The organism is Actinokineospora sp. NPDC051303 (genome assembly GCF_055586285.1).
Window position 1 is genome coordinate 1 of record NZ_JBVJIN010000062.1, and the last position, 20,787, is coordinate 20,787.

23 protein-coding genes are annotated in these 20,787 nt (G+C 69.8%); 6 read left to right on the forward strand and 17 right to left on the reverse strand.

The window, feature by feature from the left end:
• Positions 1-233 precede the first annotated feature (233 nt).
• Together ACZ6SD_RS29070 and ACZ6SD_RS29075 are read right to left on the reverse strand one after the other, a co-directional pair.
• Positions 234-611, reverse strand: coding sequence for a hypothetical protein (locus ACZ6SD_RS29070; protein WP_465320205.1), 378 nt, complete (start codon positions 609-611; stop codon positions 234-236).
• A complete protein-coding gene (locus ACZ6SD_RS29075) occupies positions 608-1,414 on the reverse strand; it encodes a RecB family exonuclease (protein WP_465320234.1) in 807 nt (268 codons plus the stop codon). The genes ACZ6SD_RS29070 and ACZ6SD_RS29075 overlap by 4 nt, the downstream gene beginning before the upstream one ends.
• Before the next feature lie 83 nt (positions 1,415-1,497).
• Here ACZ6SD_RS29075 and ACZ6SD_RS29080 point away from each other — a divergent pair, with 83 nt between their 5' ends.
• Positions 1,498-1,845, forward strand: a complete 348-nt coding sequence (locus ACZ6SD_RS29080; protein WP_465320206.1) for an arsenate reductase family protein — start codon at positions 1,498-1,500, stop codon at positions 1,843-1,845.
• On the opposite strand, the gene ACZ6SD_RS29085 is transcribed toward ACZ6SD_RS29080, so the two are convergent.
• Genes ACZ6SD_RS29085 through ACZ6SD_RS29100 form a run of 4 tightly spaced genes read right to left on the reverse strand, consistent with a single transcriptional unit; the run spans position 1,842 to position 4,135 of the window.
• Positions 1,842-2,462 (reverse strand): MarC family protein, encoded by a 621-nt coding sequence (locus tag ACZ6SD_RS29085; RefSeq protein WP_465320207.1) that lies wholly within the window; start codon positions 2,460-2,462, stop codon positions 1,842-1,844. The two genes, ACZ6SD_RS29080 and ACZ6SD_RS29085, sit on opposite strands and share 4 nt — an antisense overlap.
• A 1-nt stretch (position 2,463) precedes the next feature.
• Entirely contained in the window at positions 2,464-3,327 is an 864-nt protein-coding gene (locus tag ACZ6SD_RS29090; RefSeq protein ID WP_465320208.1) for a PHP domain-containing protein, read from the reverse strand.
• Between the two features lie 48 nt (positions 3,328-3,375).
• Positions 3,376-3,951: a PH domain-containing protein gene (locus tag ACZ6SD_RS29095; RefSeq protein WP_091450546.1), complete on the reverse strand. Its 576-nt coding sequence runs from the start codon at positions 3,949-3,951 to the stop codon at positions 3,376-3,378.
• A 19-nt stretch (positions 3,952-3,970) separates the two neighbouring features.
• On the reverse strand, positions 3,971-4,135 hold the full coding sequence (locus tag ACZ6SD_RS29100) for a hypothetical protein (RefSeq protein WP_175482826.1): 165 nt from the start codon (positions 4,133-4,135) through the stop codon (positions 3,971-3,973).
• Between the two features lie 101 nt (positions 4,136-4,236).
• Here ACZ6SD_RS29100 and ACZ6SD_RS29105 point away from each other — a divergent pair, with 101 nt between their 5' ends.
• On the forward strand, positions 4,237-4,701 hold the full coding sequence (locus tag ACZ6SD_RS29105) for an NUDIX hydrolase (protein ID WP_465320209.1): 465 nt from the start codon (positions 4,237-4,239) through the stop codon (positions 4,699-4,701).
• 16 nt (positions 4,702-4,717) lie between these two features.
• On the opposite strand, the gene ACZ6SD_RS29110 is transcribed toward ACZ6SD_RS29105, so the two are convergent.
• Positions 4,718-5,830 (reverse strand): DUF2332 domain-containing protein, encoded by a 1,113-nt coding sequence (locus tag ACZ6SD_RS29110; RefSeq protein ID WP_465320210.1) that lies wholly within the window; start codon positions 5,828-5,830, stop codon positions 4,718-4,720.
• 18 nt (positions 5,831-5,848) lie between these two features.
• Entirely contained in the window at positions 5,849-6,352 is a 504-nt protein-coding gene (locus ACZ6SD_RS29115) for a MaoC family dehydratase (protein ID WP_465320211.1), read from the reverse strand.
• A gap of 379 nt (positions 6,353-6,731) precedes the next feature.
• Between ACZ6SD_RS29115 and ACZ6SD_RS29120 the strand changes: the two genes are divergently transcribed.
• Complete coding sequence (locus ACZ6SD_RS29120; RefSeq protein ID WP_465320212.1) at positions 6,732-7,814, forward strand: magnesium and cobalt transport protein CorA; 1,083 nt, start codon at positions 6,732-6,734, stop codon at positions 7,812-7,814.
• 326 nt (positions 7,815-8,140) lie between these two features.
• On the opposite strand, the gene ACZ6SD_RS29125 is transcribed toward ACZ6SD_RS29120, so the two are convergent.
• The 3 genes from ACZ6SD_RS29125 to ACZ6SD_RS29135 are packed head-to-tail and all read right to left on the reverse strand — an operon-like array spanning position 8,141 to position 11,073.
• Positions 8,141-8,965: an ESX secretion-associated protein EspG gene (locus ACZ6SD_RS29125; protein WP_465320213.1), complete on the reverse strand. Its 825-nt coding sequence runs from the start codon at positions 8,963-8,965 to the stop codon at positions 8,141-8,143.
• Entirely contained in the window at positions 8,962-9,921 is a 960-nt protein-coding gene (locus ACZ6SD_RS29130) for a hypothetical protein (protein ID WP_465320214.1), read from the reverse strand. The genes ACZ6SD_RS29125 and ACZ6SD_RS29130 overlap by 4 nt, the downstream gene beginning before the upstream one ends.
• Positions 9,922-9,936: 15 nt before the next feature.
• Positions 9,937-11,073: a WXG100 family type VII secretion target gene (locus ACZ6SD_RS29135; protein WP_465320215.1), complete on the reverse strand. Its 1,137-nt coding sequence runs from the start codon at positions 11,071-11,073 to the stop codon at positions 9,937-9,939.
• Between the two features lie 222 nt (positions 11,074-11,295).
• Between ACZ6SD_RS29135 and ACZ6SD_RS29140 the strand changes: the two genes are divergently transcribed.
• The 3 genes from ACZ6SD_RS29140 (at position 11,296) to ACZ6SD_RS29150 (ending at position 13,496) form a co-directional block, all read left to right on the forward strand.
• Positions 11,296-11,964, forward strand: coding sequence for a metallophosphoesterase family protein (locus ACZ6SD_RS29140; protein ID WP_465320216.1), 669 nt, complete (start codon positions 11,296-11,298; stop codon positions 11,962-11,964).
• On the forward strand, positions 11,954-12,793 hold the full coding sequence (locus ACZ6SD_RS29145; protein ID WP_465320217.1) for a chromosome partitioning protein ParB: 840 nt from the start codon (positions 11,954-11,956) through the stop codon (positions 12,791-12,793). The genes ACZ6SD_RS29140 and ACZ6SD_RS29145 overlap by 11 nt, the downstream gene beginning before the upstream one ends.
• Before the next feature lie 247 nt (positions 12,794-13,040).
• Complete coding sequence (locus tag ACZ6SD_RS29150) at positions 13,041-13,496, forward strand: SPW repeat domain-containing protein (protein ID WP_465320218.1); 456 nt, start codon at positions 13,041-13,043, stop codon at positions 13,494-13,496.
• A gap of 49 nt (positions 13,497-13,545) precedes the next feature.
• Here ACZ6SD_RS29150 and ACZ6SD_RS29155 read toward each other — a convergent pair whose 3' ends face one another.
• The 6 genes from ACZ6SD_RS29155 to ACZ6SD_RS29180 form a co-directional block, all read right to left on the reverse strand.
• Entirely contained in the window at positions 13,546-14,457 is a 912-nt protein-coding gene (locus ACZ6SD_RS29155) for an acyl-CoA desaturase (RefSeq protein ID WP_465320235.1), read from the reverse strand.
• A 1,492-nt stretch (positions 14,458-15,949) separates the two neighbouring features.
• Entirely contained in the window at positions 15,950-16,327 is a 378-nt protein-coding gene (locus ACZ6SD_RS29160) for a peptidase inhibitor family I36 protein (protein WP_465320219.1), read from the reverse strand.
• A gap of 143 nt (positions 16,328-16,470) precedes the next feature.
• A complete protein-coding gene (locus ACZ6SD_RS29165; protein ID WP_465320220.1) occupies positions 16,471-17,652 on the reverse strand; it encodes an ABC transporter ATP-binding protein in 1,182 nt (393 codons plus the stop codon).
• Positions 17,653-17,655: 3 nt separating this feature from the next.
• Positions 17,656-18,483: a carbohydrate ABC transporter permease gene (locus tag ACZ6SD_RS29170; RefSeq protein ID WP_465320221.1), complete on the reverse strand. Its 828-nt coding sequence runs from the start codon at positions 18,481-18,483 to the stop codon at positions 17,656-17,658.
• The gene (locus ACZ6SD_RS29175) at positions 18,483-19,421 is read right to left on the reverse strand and encodes a carbohydrate ABC transporter permease (protein WP_465320222.1); all 939 of its coding nucleotides are present in this window, start codon (positions 19,419-19,421) and stop codon (positions 18,483-18,485) included. The genes ACZ6SD_RS29170 and ACZ6SD_RS29175 overlap by 1 nt, the downstream gene beginning before the upstream one ends.
• Positions 19,418-20,692, reverse strand: a complete 1,275-nt coding sequence (locus ACZ6SD_RS29180) for an ABC transporter substrate-binding protein (RefSeq protein ID WP_465320223.1) — start codon at positions 20,690-20,692, stop codon at positions 19,418-19,420. Before ACZ6SD_RS29180 ends, ACZ6SD_RS29175 begins: the two co-directional genes overlap by 4 nt.
• Positions 20,693-20,787: the final 95 nt, after the last annotated feature.

A 20,787-nucleotide genomic window follows, 5' to 3' on the forward strand; every position in this document is an offset into this window, starting at 1 on the left:
ATCGCCGTGTGAAAGACGGGTGGGAAGCCTTCGGCCTCACACGCGCGGAGCCAGCTTAGCGATCTTCCTTCTCCCCCAGAGAAACCACTCCACCCCATCGAGCACCTGGCAGCGTTGGGTTTCCGCTGGTAGGAGCGTGGGTTCGCTGTCTTTTGCTCCGCTCCCATCGAGTGCCTGGCAGCGTTAGGCGCGGTTGGCAGGGCGGTGGTTTGCCTGCTTTGCTTTCTAGGGGGTTAGGCCCACCAGAAGAACCAGATGGCTGTGCCGGTGGCGATCGCTACCAGGAGGATGGCAAGGGCGGCTTCTGGGCCGGTTTTGCGGTCTGCGAAGCGTTGGGCGATGACCGCTGCCGCCGCTGCGGTGAAGTGGCCGATGAGGACGGCGGTGCCGGGGCCGGGCATGCCCTTGGTGGTGGCGATGATCTGGAGGGCCAGGACCGCCAGTGCCAAGATGCAGAGGCCGATGGCCAGGGCGCCGGAAAGTTCTCTGAAGAAGCCCGCGCCAGAGCCGGTGGGGGGTGCTGGGGTGGCGACGTCTTCCGCTTTGATGCGGGGGAACTCGACTGTGGTCACGTCGTCGCCGGTGGGGAGGCGTTCGGTGGGGCCGGTCACGGGGACAGCATCGCCCATGGGTCCAGTTGGGGTCCAGCGGACTGGCCTTCGGCGCAGCTTCGGCGGAAATCGCACCAGGCGCACTGGCGGCCGGGGTTGGGTGGGAACAGGACGTCGGGGTCGCCGCCTGCTTTGGCCGTGTCTATCGCCAGTTGGAACTCGTCGGCGGTTTCTTCCGCGCGGGTGAGGTGGCGGGCCAGGGACTCTTCGGTGTGCTCCCAGGTGGCGATGGTGCCGGTGGGGAGGTGGTGCAGTTCGACCTTCGTGCAGGGGCGGCGCAGCGTGCGGCGGGCGGCCAGCACATACAAAGCCAGGGCCTGGGAGCCTCGGGCGTCGTCCGTTGTCAGGGCGTGTCTGCCGGTCTTGTAGTCGATGATGACCAGCTCGCCGTCGCGGTGGTCTATTCGGTCTACGCGGCCCTCGGCGACGATGGTGCCGACCGGGGCCGAGACCCAGCGTTCCAAGCCCACCGGGTCGTCGGTGACGTCCTGGTCCTTGACGTAGTCGTGGACCCAGCCCGCCGCCCGGTCGCGGAAGAGGGCCGCCTGGTCTTGGTCGGCGAAGCCGTCGTCTTTCCAGTGGGTGCCCACCAGAGCCGCCGCCGCCTCGGGGGTGCGCTTGGCCACGGGGAGGTCGAACAGGGCCCGCAGCGCGTTGTGGACCACCGCGCCCAGCGTGCTGTGCGCCCACGGCCCGCCGCGCGGCGGCGTGGGGCGGTCGACGTAGGTCATCCGGAACCGGCGGGGGCAGTCGGCCCAGACCCCCAGCCGCGAGGGGGTCACCTTGATCAGTTTGCGGGGCATGCTGTCGAAACCAAGCTGACCTTGCACGCCCCACACCGTACGCAGTCCCACCGACACTTTCCGCGCCCGGGCACAATGAGCGGGTGGAAATCTGGCACAACCCGCGCTGCTCGAAGTCCCGGGCCGCGAAGACCGCGCTCGCCGAGAACGCGCCCGAGCACACCGAGCGCCGCTACCTGGACAACCCGCCCACGGAGGCGGAGCTGGCCGAGGTGCTGACGAAGCTCGGCAAGGAGCCCTGGGAGATCACCCGGCTCAAGGAGCCGCTGGCCAAGGAGCTCGGGCTGGCCGACCGGCCACGGGAACGCGCCGACTGGATCGCGGTCCTGGCCGCCAACCCAGTGCTGATCGAGCGGCCCATCGTGATCACCGACGACGGGCGCGCCTACCTCGCGCGGACTCCCGAAGCGGTGCGAGAGGCCCTTGGCTAAGCGGCTCCGGTGATGAAGCCGCGCACGGAGTCCGCGACCAGTTGCACCGCGATGGCCGCGAGCAGCAGACCGGCGATCTTGGCCAGCAGGGTGATGCCGCTGTCCTTGATGACCCGGATGACGACGCCCGAATAGCGCAGGCACAGCCACAGGATCAGGTGCACCGTGAGGATCGCCAAGGCCATCGTCAGGTAGTCCCCGATGCCGCCGTCCGCCTGCCGGACGAACACGATGGTCGCGGCGATGGCGCCCGGACCGGCCAACAGGGGTGTGCCCAGGGGCACCAGGGCCACGTTGACGTCCTCGACCGCCTCCGGCTCGGTGCTGCCCTTGCCGGTTAGCAGGTCTAGGGCGATCAGCAGCAGCAGGAGGCCGCCCGCGCCCTGGAGCGCTGGGATGCCGATGCCCAGGTAGCCCAGGATCGCGTGGCCGCCGACCGCGAACAGGGAGATCACGCCGAGGGAGACCAGCACCGCCTGGCGGGCGGCGCGGTTGCGGGTGGCCCGAGTCTTGCGGCCGGTGAGGCTCAGGAAGACCGGGACCGTGCCCGGCGGGTCCATGATGACCACCAGGGTGATGGTGGCCTCGGCGAACAGGGTGGCGTCGAACAGGCCCATCTCAGGGACCCACGACCAGCGGGGCGCCGGTGGCCCGCGCGACGATGGCCTCCAGCACGGCGGGCGCGGTCGTCTCCGCGCCGATGGCGGTGGTCTTGTTCGTGCCGTGGTAGTCACTGGAGCCGGTGGCCAGCAAATCGAGCCGGGCGGCGAGGTCGCGCAGCTCAGCGCGGGCGGCTGCGTCGTGGTCGGGGTGGTCGATTTCCACGCCGTCCAGACCCGCCGCAGCCAGGTCGGCGATCACCTCGGCGGTGACCGTGGGGCCGCGCAGGTGGGCGAAGCCGTGCGCGAGGACGGTGACGCCGCCCGCGGCCTTGATCATCTCGATGGCGTCGGCCACCGGTGTCTTGTGGCTGGGCACGTAGTAATGGTTCCTGCCGTGCAGGAGTTTCGCGAACGCTTCGGTCACCGACCGCACCACACCGGCGCGCACCAGCGCCTGCGCCAGGTGCGGACGGCCAGCGGGCACGTCCTCGGGGAGGTCGGCCAGCAGGGTGTCGGCGTCGACCGGGTAGCCGTCCGCGGCCATCCGCCCGGCCATCAGGCGCAGCCGGGTGCGGCGCTCGGCCCGGGTGCGCGCGTGCTCGGCGACAACCGCCTCGGCGACTGGGTCGAACAGGTACGCGAGCAGGTGGACCGTGCAGTGGCCGCCGCGGCCGTCCGGCGCGACGCAGGTCAGCTCGGCGCCGCGGACCAGTGCCAACCCGGACGGCAGCGCCGCGACCGCCTCGTTCCACCCGGCGGTGGTGTCGTGGTCGGTGATGGCGATGGCGTCGAGGCCCGCCCGCGCCGCCGCCGCGACCAGCTCGGCCGGGCTGTCGGTGCCGTCGGAGGCCGTGGAGTGGCAGTGGAGGTCGATCCGCACGTCAGCCAGTGTTCACGATGACGCGCGTCACGGGCGGGTTGGGCCAGCTCAGCCCACGGCCTTCTTCTTGCGGGTGCGGGTGCCGCGGGCCAGCCGCTGCGCCTTGATCATCGAGAACCGCTCCGCCTGGGCCTTCTTGTCGCCGAAGACCAGCTCCGAGATGGCGTCGTACACCTGCTCGGGGCGCGGGAGGTACTCGATGTTGTTCAGCGCCTGGATCTGGCCCGCCGACTCCACCACCATCGTGCCGTAGCCGAACAGCCTGCCGGTGGCCGTGCGCTTGTAGGTGAGGTCGGTGACCTTGCTGATGGGCATCATCAGCACCCGGGTGGTGAACACCCCCGTGGTCATCATGAAGCGCTTGTCGGTGACCACGATGCGCTCCACCCACCACTCGATCACCTGGTAGGTGAAGCGCAGCACGACCGCGAGAGCGACGTACCAGAGGATGTTCTGCACGAGCCATGCCGCCGGGGGCAGCAGGTACGAGACCATCACGCACACCGCGAGGAGCGCGACGGCCTCGAAGACCTCCCACGCCAGGCTGGCCCAGTGCCTGCGCACCCGGATGACCCGGCGTTCGGAGTCGAGCAGGTACTCGTCTGGGTCCCTGGGCGCGAACATACTCCGACGCTACTTCGTCTCAGCCCTGGAAGACAGTGCGGACGAAGGTGATCACCGCTTCGGCGCCTTCGCGCAGCGTCTGAATGATCGAGTTGACGATGCCCGCGGACTGGACCGGCTGCGTCACCAGGAAGAAGACGAGCAGCGCTGCCCCGGTGATGATCAAGACCTTCTTGACGTCCACTGCGATCTACCCCGTTCCATACGCACCCGAGATGGCGCTTGTTGAAAACCGTTGTACCGCACTCGGCGGCGGTTGGGGAGCCTAGTCCCGCGCTTGGGTCAATGCGGAGCGTCACCGACGTCCCACGGCTACTCTACGTGCTCGTGTGGGCGTCCGACATTCGGAAGATCAGGTGTGTTGGCGGGATCGTCCGTGACAGCGCGGGGCGGGTCCTGCTAGTGCGCCGCGCGCGCGATCCGGGCCGGGGACTGTGGTCCCTACCCGGCGGAAAGGTCGAGCCGGGCGAATCCGACGCCGCGGCGGTGGTCCGGGAGATCCGCGAGGAGACCGGTCTCACAGTGGCGGTGGGCGATCTCGTCGGAACGGTCGAGCGGCCCGGCCCGCACGGCGTGTTCGAGATCCACGATTACGCCTGCACGGTCACCCACGGTGACCTTATGGCCGGTGACGACGCCCTGGAAGCCCGCTGGGCGGACCTTGCGATCTTCACCACACTGGACCGGGCTAACGCCCTGGTGGAGGCCCTTTTCCAGACCCTGGAGACCTGGGGCGCGCTGCCCCGTTAGGGCTGGTCAGCGGGGCTCAGACGAGCCACGCCATGCGCTCGCCGTGCATCGCGGTGCGGGCCAGCGCGACCGCGTTCGGGCGACCGCCGTCCCACCGGGTGAGCCCCAGCACGCCGAAGGTTGGCCGCCCCTCAGCGGGGACCAGGTCGTCACGCCCCGGCAGCACGTGGCACAGGGCCGCGCCGTAAGACTCGTGGCTCACCCACCACAGAGGTCGTTTTTCCGCCAGTTCGGCGAGCGCCGCGACGAACGCGGCCCGCTGCTCCTGGCTCAGGTACACCAGCGCGTTGCTGGTGATCACGACCAGCGGCACGCCCTCGGCGACGCGGTCCGCCGCGGCGGGCAGGTCGGCCACCGCGTCGCCCTGAACCAACTGGGGCGGGTTCTTGCGCTGCAACGCGGCCGCGGTGCTCAACAGGCGCTGCCGCTCGGGCTGATCGGCCCAGACGCACGCCTCCAGCCACGCCGCGGCGTCCTCGTCGGCCAGGTCGACCGGATTGGCGTCCAGGCCCACCCGCTCGGCCACGGCGAGCTTCTTCGGGATCGCGGGCATCGTCGCGCCCGGAGCAAGTTCGAGGGCGCAGTGCAGCCCCAGCGGGGTCTTTGCCGGACCGGCGACGATCTGGCCGGACTGCTCGGTCTGGTAGCGGTAGGCGTACCGGTCGAGGTTGAGCAGCAGCCCCGCGCTGCACCCGACCTCCAGCAGGCCGACCGCGGCCTTCGCCTGCTTCGCGGCCAGCGCCACCGCCGGGTAGAGCAGGGCCGCGCGGCGCACCTCGTTGGTCTGGGTCGTGTGCGCGGCGATCAGCCCGCGGATCTTGTCGGCGCGCTCCAGCACGAACGACCGGAACAGCGGCCAAGTCGCCGCGTCGAGGCCGTAGCTGCCGCCCATCGACGGGTAGTAGTTGACCAACTCGTGGAACGGCTCAGCCTGAACCGCGCGATGCACGGCGGCTAAGAGCAGGGTCGGCTTCTCCGCGCCCGGCTGGGCCGCGGTCAGCAGGCCCGCCACCTCGTCGTCCTCGGCGGCCCGCGCGGCCAGGTGCTCATACAGCGGGGAGACCCCGGCGGCCTCGCTCTCGGCGAAACGCCGCAACCGCTGCCTGATCTCGTCCAGGGACACGGTCACGGCGTTTCCTCCGTTGTGTTAAGCCTTGGGCTCGGGTCGGCCCGGCTGCTCGCCGCCGCGCGCCTCACCGTAGGAGCGCTTGGGCACCATCACCTTGCGACGGAAGACGCAGACCACGGTTCCGTCCTGTTTGTAGCCTCGGGTCTCGACGTAGACCACGCCCCGGTCGTCCTTCGACTTCGACGGCGTCTTGTCGAGCACCTCGGTCTCACCGTAGATGGTGTCACCGTGGAACGTGGGCTTCACATGCCGGAGGGACTCGATCTCCAGGTTCGCGATCGCCTTGCCCGAGACGTCGGGGACGGACATGCCCAGCAGCAGCGAGTAGATGTAGTTGCCCACCACCACGTTCTTGCCGAAGTCGGTGGTGTTCTCCGCGTAGTTCACATCCATGTGCAGCGGGTGGTGGTTCATCGTGATGAGGCAGAAGAGGTGGTCGTCGTACTCGGTCACCGTCTTTCCCGGCCAGTGTTTGTACACCGCGCCGACCTCGAACTCCTCGTAGTACCGACCGAACTGCACTGTTCCTCCTAGGTGACCGACGAGTAGGAGAACTGTGTACGGCCCTCGACCGGACGGTGCAACCGGTCTGTGAGGGAGTGCACCGGGCGCGCGCCCCGCTGGGTTTCCCCCGCCTGGCCACGGGATACCCAAGGTCGAGGAGTACGCTGTGCTCTCGGTGGGTCCGCGCGCCGTGCGCCGACCGCCACCGACGGCAAGGAGGTGAGGACGCATGAGCGACCCACATGGTCATGACAACGCGACTGGTTGCAGTAGTACCCGCGTCCCCTCCGAAGGAGCCCGCCGCTAAGGCAGGCTCCGCCGTTTCGGCTGGGACGCTCCGTCGCCGGAGCGGCCGTGGAGTCCCTCCGGTCCCCCGACGTGAGTCGCTGGAGGTCCGATGCCCGCCCTTCCCTCGTTCGGCGCCCTGCGCGGCCGCACGAACCGAGTCGGCCCGCCCCCGCCGCCGATCTCCGTGCCGCTGTCGGCCTACGTGGTCGACTGCGGCGTCTACGTCGACGGCGCGCGGCTGCCCGGCCGCTGGACGCACATCGACGCGATCGCCGAGGTGCGCAGGCGCGGCGAGGGATTCGTCTGGATCGGCCTGCACGAGCCAGACGAGCGGCAGATCCAAGGCGTCGCGGAGACCTTCGGCCTGCACGAGCTGGCCGTCGAGGACGCCGTGCACGCCCACCAGCGGCCCAAGCTGGAACGCTACGACGACAACCTGTTCATGGTCCTCAAGACGGTCCGCTACGTCGAGCACGAGTCCCCGACCTCGGCCAACGAGATCGTGGAGACCGGCGAGATCATGGCGTTCCTCGGCAAGGATTACGTGGTCACGGTTCGCCACGGCAAGCATTCCGCGCTGCACCAGCTCCGCGAAGAACTCGAACGGGCGCCGGACCGCCTGCGCGGCGGCCCGGCCGCGGTGCTGCACGGCATCGCCGACCACGTCGTGGACACCTACCTCGCGGTCGCCGACGCGTTCGAGAACGACATAGACCTCATCGAAAAGGCCGTGTTCGCCCCGCGCAGCCCGGTCAGCGCCGAGCAGATGTACCTGATGAAGCGGGAAATCCTGGAACTGCGCCGCGCGGTCGGCCCGCTGGCCAACCCGCTGCGGCGGCTGGCGGAGGGCTGCTCGCCGCTGATCCCGGAGCAGGTGCGCTCCTACTTCCGCGACGTGGACGACCACCTGACCACCGTGTCCGAGCGGGTGACCAGCTTTGACGAGCTGCTGACCACACTGGTCGACGCGACGCTGGCGAAGATCACGCTCCAGCAGAACTCCGACATGCGCAAGATCACCTCGTGGGCGGCGATCATCGCTGTGCCCACCATGGTGGTCGGCGTCTACGGCATGAACTTCGACAACATGCCCGAGCTGAAATGGCGGTTCGGGTACCCGCTGGTGATGATCGTCATCTTCCTGGCGTGCATCGTGCTGTATCGAATCTTCCGCAAAAACCGATGGCTATAGCTGGGGGCTCCTTTCCTTCGAGCCGCCCAGCCATCTCTCAAGGTCCCCCGTTCGTGCTCCGATGGGAGGTTTCCCCATGACCCGGCTGCTGACCAATGTGAAGTTCTGGCTCCTCGCGGTGATCGTCACCTGGATCACGGTGGTGACCGTGATCATCGCGGAAACCCCTGCGTCATAAGGATTTCACCCGCCCGCGACGGAAGCGCCGCCGCGAGTGACCACTGTGGACAGACGCCCGTCGTCCTTGTGGGCGCGCGCGTTCCGCGCATTCCCAGCGGCGCGGGCGATTCGCCGCGACAGTCCTTTGCGGTTCGCTTGTTTCGCGTTCACAACCACAGTTCGCGGGCGAGCGCGCGCAGGTGGCCGCGAAGGTCGTCGCGGGTCAACGGGTTGACGCTCATCCAGTCGCCCGCGTCGGCGTCCAGGCGGAACCGGCCGCGGGCGGTGTCCAGCCAGCGCACCTCCGGGCCCGACCGCGTCCACTCGCCCGCGTAGCCGCGCCGCACCGCGACGCCCGCCTGCCCGTTGCCGAGAACCGGTTGCAGATGGGTCACCATGCGGCGCGCGGTCTGGTCGTCAAGGCCATGCGCGCGCAACACGCGGTCCATCTCGTCCGCGGTGAGCCGGTGCGTCGCGCCGAGGATGTCGCGGTGCGCCCCCTCGACCGCGCGGCGCGGCAGGCTGAACGGAGCCGCCATCGCCGCGCCCAGGTCCGGCGCCATGCCCACCAGCCGCTCCACGGCGTCGCGCACCGACAGCGCCAGCAGGCGCACTGGGCCGCTGGCGTCCTGGCTCACCAGCAGGGCCTCGTCGCGCTGGGCCAGCACCAGCGCCCCGCGCGCCCACCCGCGGCCCGCCACCACGACGTCCACCGAGCCGACGCCCTCGCGCAGCAGGTAGACGAAATCGGCGGCCACCCCGCGCGGGCCCCGGTTGTCGGCCAGCCCACGCCCGGCGAGCTCCGCGCGGGCCCGCTGGAAATGGGCGCGCCGCTCGTCCAGCGTGCTGCCGTAGGCCTGCACCCGCAGGGGAAACGGCGGCGCGACCTCCGCGAACACGCACAGCAGGTCGATCTCCGCCGGACGCAGCCACGCCGCCGCGGCGTCCCGGTACCCCGGGTCGGCGCCCAGCCCGGTGGGCAGCTCAGTCACGTGCGGCCGTCCCCGGTCCGGGCGATGTCACCCTCGTTGCCGTCCTCGACCTCGCGGTAGCGGTCGCGGACCTGCTCGGCGCTCTCGATGAACTGGTCCATGCGCCGCATCGCCTCGGCGAGCAGCCCCCGCAGCCCGTCCGCCCCGTTGAGCCGGTCGTCGAACTTCTTCGCCAGCTGCCGCCCCACCGGACTGGTCCCCAACTGCGGCGTGTACGCCTCCCCCTGCATCCGCTCGACCCGCGCCTGCACGGCCGCCAACCCGAACCGGGCCGACGCGACGGCCAGGCTGAACCCGTGCAGCTTGGCCAGGTCGACGTCCCAGTACCCCTTGGGCTGGGGGCTCGGGTCGTCGGCGGGGTCGCCTGGCTTGCCGAGGTCGCCCTGGCTGGGCGGGTACTCGGGCTTGTCTGACGGCTCAGAGCCCGCCGGTGGCTTTCCGGTCGCGGGCTGCGCGGGAGCGGGCTGCGGAACCGGCGCGGCACCCAGGCCCGACCCCGGCGCGGGGCCTTCGGGCGAACCAGGTGGCGCGGTGGAAATGGGGCCGTGAACCGGGCTTGGCCCGGGCGCGGGTTGCGGATTCGGCCCAGGCGCCGGGCTCGGCCCAGAGCCCGGTGGCGGAACGGGAGCAGGCACAGGGGCCGGGCTCGGCGCGGGCGCCGGACTTGGCGCCGGGGCCGGGCTCGGCGCTGGGGCTGGGCTCGGCGCGGGCGCCGGGCTTGGCGTGGGGCTCGGGGGTGGAACGGGAATCGGGTCGGGGAGGGGCGCCGGGCTCGGGGCGGGCGGCGGGGTGGGGACCGGGTTGGGGTCGGGTGGCTGGAACGGGCTCGGGGGCGGGGCGGGCGCGGGCGCCGGATCGGGGACGGGCATCGGGGGCGGGGTGTCGGCGGTCTCGTGGAGCCTGGCCACGATCGACTGGTCCTCCACCGCGCTGACCTGGTCGAACTGCTCTCGCATGGTGTGCGCTTCCCCCTAGAGGCCGATCACGGGCGGCGATGCCTTCTGGTCCAGTGCGAACGGGTCGTCGGCGTCGTAGGGGTAGCGCCTGCGGTGCTCGTTGCCGTCGCCGCCCTGGCCCATGCCCAGGCCACCGGCCATCGGCATGCCGCCCATCCCCATCCCGCCACCGTGCGTGCCCGCCGACGCCGCCGCGGGGCCGCCCGCGCCGGACCGCAGGCCGCCGGGCACCGCCTCCGTGATGCCGACCGCGACGCCGGGCGGCAGCGACGGGCGGGCCGAGCCGCCTGAGCCCTCGCCGGTGCCGAGAGCGCCGCCCAGGCCGCCGACGCCACCCCCGCTGAAGCCACCGCCGCCGAGACCGCCGGATCCGCTTACCGCGCCCCCGGTAGAACGGCTTACCGCGTCCTCGAAACCCTGCACCGACGTGCCCGGATCGCCCGCGGTCAACGCTGTCCAGCGCATCTCGACGTCGGTCGAGTACGAGACCGTGGTGTCCAGCCAGTCGGGCGGCAGTCGCGGCGGGGACGGCTCCGGCGGGCGGGGACGCAACTCGGTGCCGCGTTCCTCAAACTGCGGGGTGGCCTGGTCGATGCCGATGGCCGCGCCCTCGAAGCGCTTCATCGCCTCGACGGCCACCGCCTTGAGGCGCGCCTCTTCCTGCTGGGCAGTGAACGCGCTCTCGGTGCCCGCCGCGGTCCCGGCGATGGCCGAGGCGAGTGGGCCACCGGAGTCGAGGCCAGCCGCGGCGCTGTCGGCGGCGAGGGCGGGCGGCACGGCGGGCTTGGGCGGGATCTCGGGCATCGCGTCCTGCGCCGCCTTGAGCGCGCCCGCCGCCTCCTGGATCGGGTCGCCGATCTGGCGGGCGGTCTCCCCCAGGTCGGCCACCCACTGCGCGTTGAGGGCAACGTCGGTGCGGGCCTGCTCGGCGGCGGCGCCGGACCAGAAGGTCATCAGCTCCTCCAGCGCGGCGGACAGCACGTCGGCCGCGTCGACGACCTCGGCGCCCGCGGCGCGCCAGTCGTCGGCGAGGCGCTCCAGCTGGGGCGCGCTCGCCTGCTCGGCGACCATCTTGACCAGGTCTTCCAGCGAGTAGGACTCCCAGTTCACCCCGCCGGTGACATACCGGTCGTCCGCCTGCCCAGTTCCCATCGCACGAACTCCCCTCGGTGGCAGGCCACGCCACCGCACCCGTGGTGGATGCCGCACCCTCGACACCCGCAGACGATCGCTTCCGACGATCACGCTAGCCGTCCGACGCCCGGCGAGCACGAACCGTTCCCTCCACCTAGCTCCTCGTCCGCGAGACCCGGATCGATACCGGCCCCGACCGCTCGCCGGACTCGCGGTCCGCGACGCACGTACGCTCGGGCCATGCCGAGGGTGCTCGCGGTCTCCGACGAGGTGGTCGAGCGGCTGTGGACCACCAAGGTCCGCGAGCACGACGTCGACCTGGTGCTGGCCGCGGGCGACCTCCCGTTCGACTACCTGGAGTTCCTCGCCGACGCGCTCGACCGGCCGTGCGTGTTCGTGCCGGGCAACCACGACCGGGATCTCACCGGCTACGTCTACTCGCACGGCCTGTGGACCCGCGACGGGCTGCCCGCCGACTACCCGGGGCCGACCGGCGCGGTGAACGTCGACGGCCGGATCGCGGATGTGGCCGGGCTGCGGATCGCGGGGCTGGGCGGGTCGATCCGGTACAACGCCGGGCCCAACCAGTGGACCGAGCGGCAGATGGCCCGGCGGGCGCGCCGACTGCGGCTGCGGGCCGCGGCGCGCCGTCTCCGGGACGGCCGGGGAGTGGACGTGCTGCTGACCCACTCGCCGCCGCGCGGGGTGGGCGACCGGGAGGACCCGCCGCACCGGGGGTTCGACTGCCTGCACGCGACGGTGCGGCGGCTGCGGCCCGCGCTGCTGGTGCACGGGCACATCCACCCGCACGGAGAGCCGGTCCCGGACCGGAACATGGGCGACACACGGGTCGTCAACACTGTGGGTTACCGCATCTTGGACATCCCGGAGCACAGCCATGCCACGTGACACCGGCTTTCCCGTCGCCGACGCCGAGAACGACTTCCTGCGGATGCGCAGGCGGCAGGTCCTCAGCAGGCTGGGCGCGTGGCTGCGCCGGGAACCGGACGACGTGAACATCATGCTGCCCTTCGACGAGGTCGTCGGCGCCCTCGGCCGGGTCGGCGAGCGGCGGCTGGGGCTGCGGGTCATCCCGCTCGACTCGATCATCGGCAGCGTCGACCGGACCCGGGACTTCGACCGCCGCTTCCGCCCCACGTCGGGCATGTCCCGGCAGCGGTGGGAGCGGCTGGCCCTGGCGCAGCGGCGTGGTGAGGCGATCCCGCCGATCGAGGTCTTCCGGGTGGGCGAGCTCCATTTCGTGGTCGACGGGCACCACCGCGTGTCGGTGGCGCACGCCATGGGCCTGCGGACGATCGACGCGTACGTGACCGAGATCGTCACCCGCATCTCGGCGGAGGGGATCAGGTACCGGGGCGACCTGATCGTCAAGGACTTCCGACGGATCTTCCTGGAACGGGTGCCGCTGGACGACCAGGCGCGGGACGCGATCAACCTGACGGACCCGTGGAACTACGCGGAGCTGAGCGAGACCGTCGAGGCGTGGGGCTTCCGGCTCATGCAGGACGAGCGGCGGTTCCTGGACCGCGCCACGGTGGCGAACCGGTGGTACGCCGAGGAGTTCGTCCCCGTGGTGACCATGGTGCGGCAGGCCGGGATGATCACCAGCCAGACCGAGGCCGAGGCGTACCTCTGGGTCATCGGCGAGCGCTACCGGCTCATCCGGACACACCGCTGGGATGACACGGTGATCACCGCCTTGCGCGCCCGAAGCTGACCCGCCAGTACCTACTGGAAAGTCACTTCATATTCACCGCCCGGCATTGCGAGCGAATAGCGCCACTATTGGCGATTTGTCCGAAATAAAGGTGAATCCCCGGCGCGTTTCCGGGCCCGAATTACCGGCGAACACGGCGAGTGACAAACCACGTGACCCCCATCACTCGACGGCCCGTTGTTCTTGACGAAACTTGCGGCGTATAACCGACGGGCAGGTTCTTCACTTCCCCGACCTAGGAGCCGACATGGCGGGTCAACAGGTGCGCGGTGACCACAGTATTTCCGCGACACCACACTTCTGGATAGGGCCGGACACCGAGGGACGACTGACACCCAGTCTCCCCAGTTCGCTGGCTTTCTTGTTATCGGTTTGGCTGGGTTTCGCCCCCTTCGTTCTGCATTACCGGTTCCCGGCCAGCACCAGCGTCGGCGATCTGAACGACATGTTGGTCGCTCTCATCGTCGGGTCGTTGGCACTGGTCAGGATGGTCGCTCCGCGCGACCTGCCGGGACTGAGCGTGATCATCGCGGCGTTGGGCGGGTGGCTGCTGGCAGCGCCCTTCGTGTTGAATTACGCGGAGGCGCACATGATGGGAGCCATTATCTCCAACGAAGTCGTCGGCGCCGGTTTGATCATTCTCGGCACCATGAGCGCGGTGTTCACCTATCGACTGCGCGCGGCCGAGCGAAGGGCACGCTGAACGAAGCGGCATTCACAGTAAACCCAGTGCTGCATTCGGGCTAACCGGTTCAGGCAGATCGCCGATCCGGTGTCCGAGCCAGTTTCGCGAGGCGTTCGGGTTTGGGCCATCGAACCTTGGTGGCCCATCCCAGCTTCTCGAAGACCCAGATGAGCCGCGCGGAAATGTCGATCTGCCCGCGCAGCACGCCGTGCCGGGCTCCGGTGGGGTCGGCGTGGTGGGTGTTGTGCCAGGACTCGCCCATGGACAGGATCGCCAGCGGCCAGAAATTGGTCGCCTTGTCCCTGGCCTCGAACGGCCGGTCACCGACGAGGTGGCAGATCGAGTTGACCGACCAGGTGACGTGGTGCAACACCGCGACCCGGACCAGACTGGCCCAGAAGAACGCCGTCAGCGCCCCCCACCACGACATGGTGATCAGTCCACCGAGAACGGCGGGCGCCAGCAGGGTCGCGACGGTCAGCAGCGGGAACAGGCGGTCGACGGCCACGATGTCGCGGTCGGCCAGCAGGTCGGGCGCGAACCGCTTGGGGTTGGTCTTCTCCCGCTCGAACATCCACCCCATGTGCGCGTGCCAGAACCCCTTGGCCAGCGCGGCCGGGGACGTGCCGTAACGCCACGGCGAATGCGGATCGCCCTCACGGTCGGCGTAGGCGTGGTGACGCCGGTGGTCGGCCACCCAGCCGATGACCGGCCCCTGCATCGCCATGCTGCCCGCCACCGCCAGACCCACCCGCAACCCGCGGTTGGCCTTGAACGCGCCGTGCGTGAAGTAGCGGTGGAAGCCGACCGTCACCCCCAGGCAGGTGAGGCTGTAGAACAGCGCGGCGAGGCCGATGTCGACCCACCCGAGCCCCCACCCCCACGCCAACGGAACGGCGGCGATCAGAGCCAGAAACGGCACCACCGCGAACAGTTTGACCAGGAAGGTCTCGGTCGCGGATTTCTCCCCCGCGAATATCGGTTCGGCGGTGCTCGCCGGTCGTTCGGGCGTCAACGTGCTGGTCAAGTGGGCTACCTCCCGGTAACTCGGCTGTTCTGAGTGCCGCCGGGATGCCAAGCGATCACTATGTCCGCGAAGACCGCGAACCCGCGAGCAAGACGCGCTCGTATACCTATCCCAACGCGTCACCCGCACAATTCGTTCCGCGCCTGTTGGCCTCATGCGGCCCGCTGACTGGGGAGGGACATGTTCCTTCTCCTGACGTGAGTAGGGCTGATGACCTTGCACCCGCGCCCAACCGGACGACGCGGCCTCGTTGCCCGCGTGCGCGGACACGCCGATCCGGTGGAACAGCCCGGGGAGCGCTTGCGCTACGGGCCTGGTGGTGAGCAGGCGAAGCAGTGGACCGGCGGACCCGGTGGCCAAGCAGGCGGGATCGGTGAACTCAGTAGTTCAGTACTTACCGAAGTACTGAACTACTGACTGCCCGACCAACCGCGACACCGAACGACTGCCGCCCGACGCCCCACCGCCGGACCACCCCGCCCTCGACCACCCGCATACCCGACCGCCAGCCGGCGGGTACCAAGTACCCGACCCGATCGCTGAACCACCCAAGCGCCCGCCGATCGCCGTTCCGCCCAGCGGACTACCAGCCTGGCGGCCTGGCGGCCAGCAACCCAGAGGACCCGGGCCGGGCCGGGTCCTCCGGGCTGGCGGCGGTCCAGCGGGCCAGCGGGCTGCCAGGCGGCCCGGGGCTGGGCAGGTCGCCGGACCTCCGGGCTGTCAGCCGCCATCCCGCTGGCGCGCTGCCAAACTGCCAGCCCGCCAGCCCAGTAGCTCGACTGGCAACCCGGTGGGCTAACGGCTAACGGGCAGGCGGGCAACCGCCCCAGCCTGCCAGCCGCCCTGTGGCCCGAAGGGCTACCGGCTAGCGACTACCGACATACGGGCTTCCCGCCCGCCCGGTTGGTGGGTCGGTGAGGCGGTGAGCCAGCGGGCTAGCAGGCCCGTGAACCGTGGGGCTGTAGGCCCGCAGCCTGCCGAACCCGTGGGCATGCGGGCCCGTGGGCTGCCAGCCCGGTGGCCCAGTGGCTGGTAGGCCCGTGGCCTACCAACCACTGGCGGCCCGGTGGGCCGGTAGCCCGGTAGGCCGGTGAACCGTGGGCCGGTAGGCCCGTGGCCTGCCGAACCAGGTGGGCTTGCGGGCCCCGTTGGGCTGCCAGCCCGGTGGCCCAGTGGCTGGTAGGCCTGTGGCCTACCAGACCCGCGGGCCGCTGGCCGGTGGGCTGGCGGCCCGGTGAGCCGGTAAGCCCATGGCCCGGTAAGCCCATGGCCCGGTGAGCCCGTGCGCTGGCGGACTGGTGGGCTGCTGGGCTAGTGGCCCGGCGAGCCAGCCCGTGAGCCCGGGGCTGGTGGGCCAGTGGGCCAGTGGGCCAGTGGGCCAGTGGGCCAGGAAATCAGTGGCTCGCCTGCCCGGTTGTCGGGGGTCGTGGGTTGTTCGGGGTGGTCAGGTGGACCAGATTTGGATCGCGCGGACCACGAATGGGGAGTGGGGGACGTACGTTCCCTTGCCTGGATAGGTGTCGAACTCGCCTTCGGTGTTGCATTCGCGGCCCTGGTAGAGGGTTACGGGGCGGGTTAGGAGGTTGGCGAAGGAGCGGGTGTCGGCGGACTCGGGTAGGGGGACGCATTCGCCTGGGTTGGTGGTGGTCAGGCTGATTCTGAGGGGGACGCCCTGGTACTGGGGGGAGGGCCAGAGGCAGAGTTCGCCGCTGTCGCAGGGGGGTGGGGTGGTGGCCGACGCCAAGGTGGGGGTCAGGGCCACCGTCAGGGTGGCGAGGATGGCGAGCAAGGCGGCCTGGGCGGTGCGGATGCGGGTGGTCATCTGAGTGGTCCCTTGTGGAGTGGGGCGCCTCGGGGTGAGGGGCCGTTGGGACCAAGGGTGGCGAAAGTGTCCGGGCCGTGCGGAAAGTTATCCACATGGCCCGGAACTGTCCACAGATCTCAGGTGGGGGTTGCGGTGCGGCGTTACTCGGTGTAGGTGAGGTTTCGGCCGTCGGCGGGGTCGAACATCTGGAGTTTGTCCGCGTCGAACCAGATGGTGGTTTCGGCGCCTTCGGTGGCCTGGGACGCGGCCGACAGGCGGGTGACGATCTGGGCGCCGTTGTCGGTCAGGTCGGCTGAGCCCGCGTCGGCGGCTAGTTCGTCCAGTTCCGCTGAGGTGGCGGTTTCGCCTTCCACGGTGAAGTAGGCGAACTTGTCCGAGCCCATGGATTCCAGGACGTCGACCGTCGCGTTGAAGGTGCCGCCGCGGGACTTCTCGTCGTCGTCGAGGAGGGTGGCGTCCTCGAAGTGCTCCGGGCGCAGGCCGATGATGACCTCGCGGGGGGCGTTGGCAGCCTCGGCGAGGCGGCGGACGCGGTCGGTGAGCGGGATGGCGCCCAGTGGGGTGTGGAGTTCGCTGTTTTCCAGGGTGGCAGGGAGGAAGTTCATCGACGGGGAGCCGATGAAGCCTGCCACGAACAGGTTCGCGGGCTGCTCGTAAAGGAACTGCGGCGACCCGATCTGCTGGACGTGGCCGCCGCGCATCACCACCACCCGGTCGCCCAGGGTCATGGCCTCGGTCTGGTCGTGGGTGACGTAGACCGTCGTGGTGCCTAGGCGTTTCTGGAGTTTCGACACCGACGTGCGCATCTGGACGCGCAGCTTGGCGTCCAAATTGGATAGTGGCTCGTCCATGAGGAAAGCCTTGGGGTTGCGCACGATCGCCCGGCCCATCGCCACCCGCTGGCGCTGGCCGCCGGACAGGTTGCCGGGCTTGCGGTCCAGATGCTGGGTCAGGTCGAGGATGCGCGCGGCCTCCTCCACCTTCCTGGTTACCGTCGCATTGTCCACTTTGGCCAGACGCAGCGGGAACGCCATGTTCTCCCGGACGCTCATGTGCGGGTAGAGCGCGTAGGACTGGAACACCATCGCGATGTCGCGGTCCTTGGGCGCGCGCTCGTTGACGCGTTCGCCGTCGATGCGCAGTTCGCCCGCCGAGATGTCCTCCAGACCGGCGATCATGTTCAGCGTGGTCGACTTCCCGCAGCCGGACGGGCCGACCAAGATGATGAACTCGCCGTCGGCGATCTGTATGTCCACATCGGACACCGCGAGGGCGCCGTCGGGGTAGCGCTTGGTCACCTTGTCCAAGACGATCTCAGCCATGGCTCAGCCCTTCACCGCACCGGACGTCAGCCCCGCGACGATGCGGCGCTGGAAGAACAACACGAACAGGATGATCGGGACGGTGATCACCACGGCGGCCGCGGAGATCGTCCCGGTGGGGTCCTCGAACTGCGAGGACCCGGTGAAGAACGACAGCGCCGCCGGGACCGTGCGCGATGCCTCGGTCGAGGTGAGCGAGATCGCGAACAGAAAGTCGTTCCAGCAGAAGATGAACACCAGGATCGCCGTGGTGAACACCCCCGGCGCGGCCAGCGGCGCGATGACCCTGCGGAACGCCTGTGCGGGGGTCGCGCCGTCCATCTTCGCCGCCTTCTCCAGCTCCCAGGGGATTTCGCGGAAGAACGCGGACAGCGTGTAGATCGCCAGCGGCAGCGCGAAAGTGATGTACGGCAGGATCAGCCCCGGCCAGGTGTCGAACAGCCCGAGGGTGCGCTCCATCTCGAACAGCGGCGAGACCAGCGACACCTGCGGGAACATCGCGATCAGCAGCGACACCCCGACCAGCGCCTGCTTTCCGGGGAAGTCGAGGCGGGCGATCGCGTAGGCGGCCATGGTGCCGAGCACGACCGCGATGGCCGTGGCGATCAGCGCGATGCCGATCGAGTTCGCCAGCGCGCGCAGGAACACGGTGGTGTTGAAGATGTCCACGTAGTTCTGCAGCGTCCACGAGCGCGGGACGAAATTGCCGTCGGTCAGGGTTTCCTTGGTCTTGAACGACAGCGACACGATCCACAGCACCGGCACCAGCGCGTAGACCACCACCACGATGTCGATCAGCGCCCAGCGGGTCTTGGCTCCGATGGCGGCCATCAGCGCTTCCCCCCGTTGTCGCTGCCGGGCGCGGACGTGCCGAACACCTTGATGAACAGGAACGCGATGACCGCCACGGCAAGGAAGATGAGCACCGACATGGTTGAGCCGATGCCCAGGTTCAGGCCCTTGATCAGGTTGTTGTACGTCTGCATCGACACCGACCCGGTTTCCTGCGCGCCGTTGGTGAGCACGAAGATGTTGTCGAAGATCCGGAACGCGTCCAGAGTGCGGAACAGCAGCGCCACCAGGATCGCGGGTTTCATCACCGGGATGATGACCTTGGTGAACCGCTGCCACGCCGACGCCCCGTCCATCGACGCGGCCTTGAGCAGGTCGTCCGGCACCAGGGCCAAGCCCGCCATCAGCAGCAAAGCCATGAACGGCACGGTTTTCCACACCTCGGCGAGCACGATGATCGCCAGCGCGGGCACGCGCTCGGTGAGCAGCGCGGCCTCTGGGGCGAAAAGCCGTGCCAGGTAACCGGTGTCCTGCGTCCACGCGTAGCGCCAGGAGAACGCGGCCACGACGGTCACGATGCCGTACGGGATGAGCGCGACCGTGCGGACCAGCCCGCGCATCACCAGGGTCCGGTGCATCACCAGCGCCAAACCCATGCCCAGCACCAGTTCAATCGCCACCGAGATCACCGTGATCAGGGTCGTCACGCCGAACGCGGTCCACCAGTAGGAGTTCGTCAGCACCGTCACGTAGTTCTCGACGCCGATGAACTTCTGCTGGTCCGGGAAGCGCAAGTCGTAGCGCTGCAAGGAAAGCCAGATCGAGTAGACGATCGGGTAGCCGGTGACCGCGAGCATCACCAGCGCGGCGGGCGCGCACAGCAGCAGGCCCAGCTTGCGCTCGGCCTTCTTGCCCTCGCTGACCGCGCGCTTTCCCTTGTCCGGCTTGGCGGGGGCGGATTGGGCGACATGGCTCACGGCAGCACTCCCTTGGAGTCGAGGGCGTCCTGCAACTCGGCGCGCAGCCGCGCGGCTGTCGCGGGCGGGTCGATGGCCGATGGCGGCGACAGGATCGTGGAGATCAGCGTCGAGACGTTCTGGTACGCCGGGGTGATCGGCCGGACCGCGGCCTTCTTGAGCTGCGCGAGGATGGCGTCGCGCATCGGGTACGGCTCGGCCATCTCCGGGTCGTCGTACACCGACTCGATCGTCGGCGGGACACCGGAATTGATCGCGGAGTACTTCTGGCTCGCCGCGTTGCGCAGGCACCGCGCCGCCTCGAACGCCTCCGGCTTGTGCCGGGAGTACTCGCTCACCGCGAGGTTGAAGCCGCCGATGGTGGCGGTGCCGGTGTTGCCCGGCTCGATCGACGGGTACGGGGCCCACTTGAACCGCTTCGCCAGCTCCGGGTTCGCCTTGCCCATCGCGGCGTAGACGAACGGCCAGTTGAGCTGGAAGGCGGCGTTTCCGGACTGGAACGCGAGCCGGATGTCGTCTTCCTTGGCGTTGGACAGCGACGCGCTGGCGACCGGCGAGGTGGCGAGATCCTTGAGCGCCCGCAACGCCTTCTCCGCGCCGCCGTCGACCACGGCGCGGGTGCTGTCGTCGGAGAGGATCTTGCCGCCCGCGCCCGCGACGAGGGTGGCGAACTGCACGACCAGGCCCTCGTACTGGGCCCCGGTCATCAGGACCGTGCTGGGTTTGCCCTCCGACCGCAGCCGCTCGGCGGTGGACAGCATCTCGCCCCAGGTCTTCGGCGGCTCCGGCACGAGATCGTCGCGGTACCACAGCAGCTGCACGTTGGTGTTCTTCGGCGCGGCGTAGAGCTTGTCCTTCCACCGCGCGGTCTCCAGCGGCCCCGCCAGCGTGCCGCTCTCGACCTCGGCCTTGTCCTGGCCGGTCCACTCGGCGATCCAGCCCGCCTCGGCGAACTCGGCGACCCAGGTGACGTCGAGGCCGAGGACGTCCATGTCGGTGTCGCCCGCCGCGAGCCTGCGCACCATCTGCTCGCGCTGCCCGTCCGCCTCGCGCGGGAGGCCGTTGAGCACCACCCGGTAGCGCCCGCCCGCCGCCTCGTCGCACTTGGCGACGACCTTGTCGAAGTTCTCTTCGGTCGCGTAGTAGACGTTCACCGTGACGCCGCCGCTGTCGGAGCCGCAGGCCCCCAGCAGAGGGGACGCGATCAGCGCGGCGCCCAGCGCCACCCCGAGGCGTCGGCGGCCACGGACCCGATGACGGTCAGACCCCATCGTCCTGCCTCCTTCCGACGGACACGCCGGACGTCAGCTGACCCTCGCCCGTCGACGTGCCACCGGCCGCCGGATGCTCCCACGCCCTCGGCCGG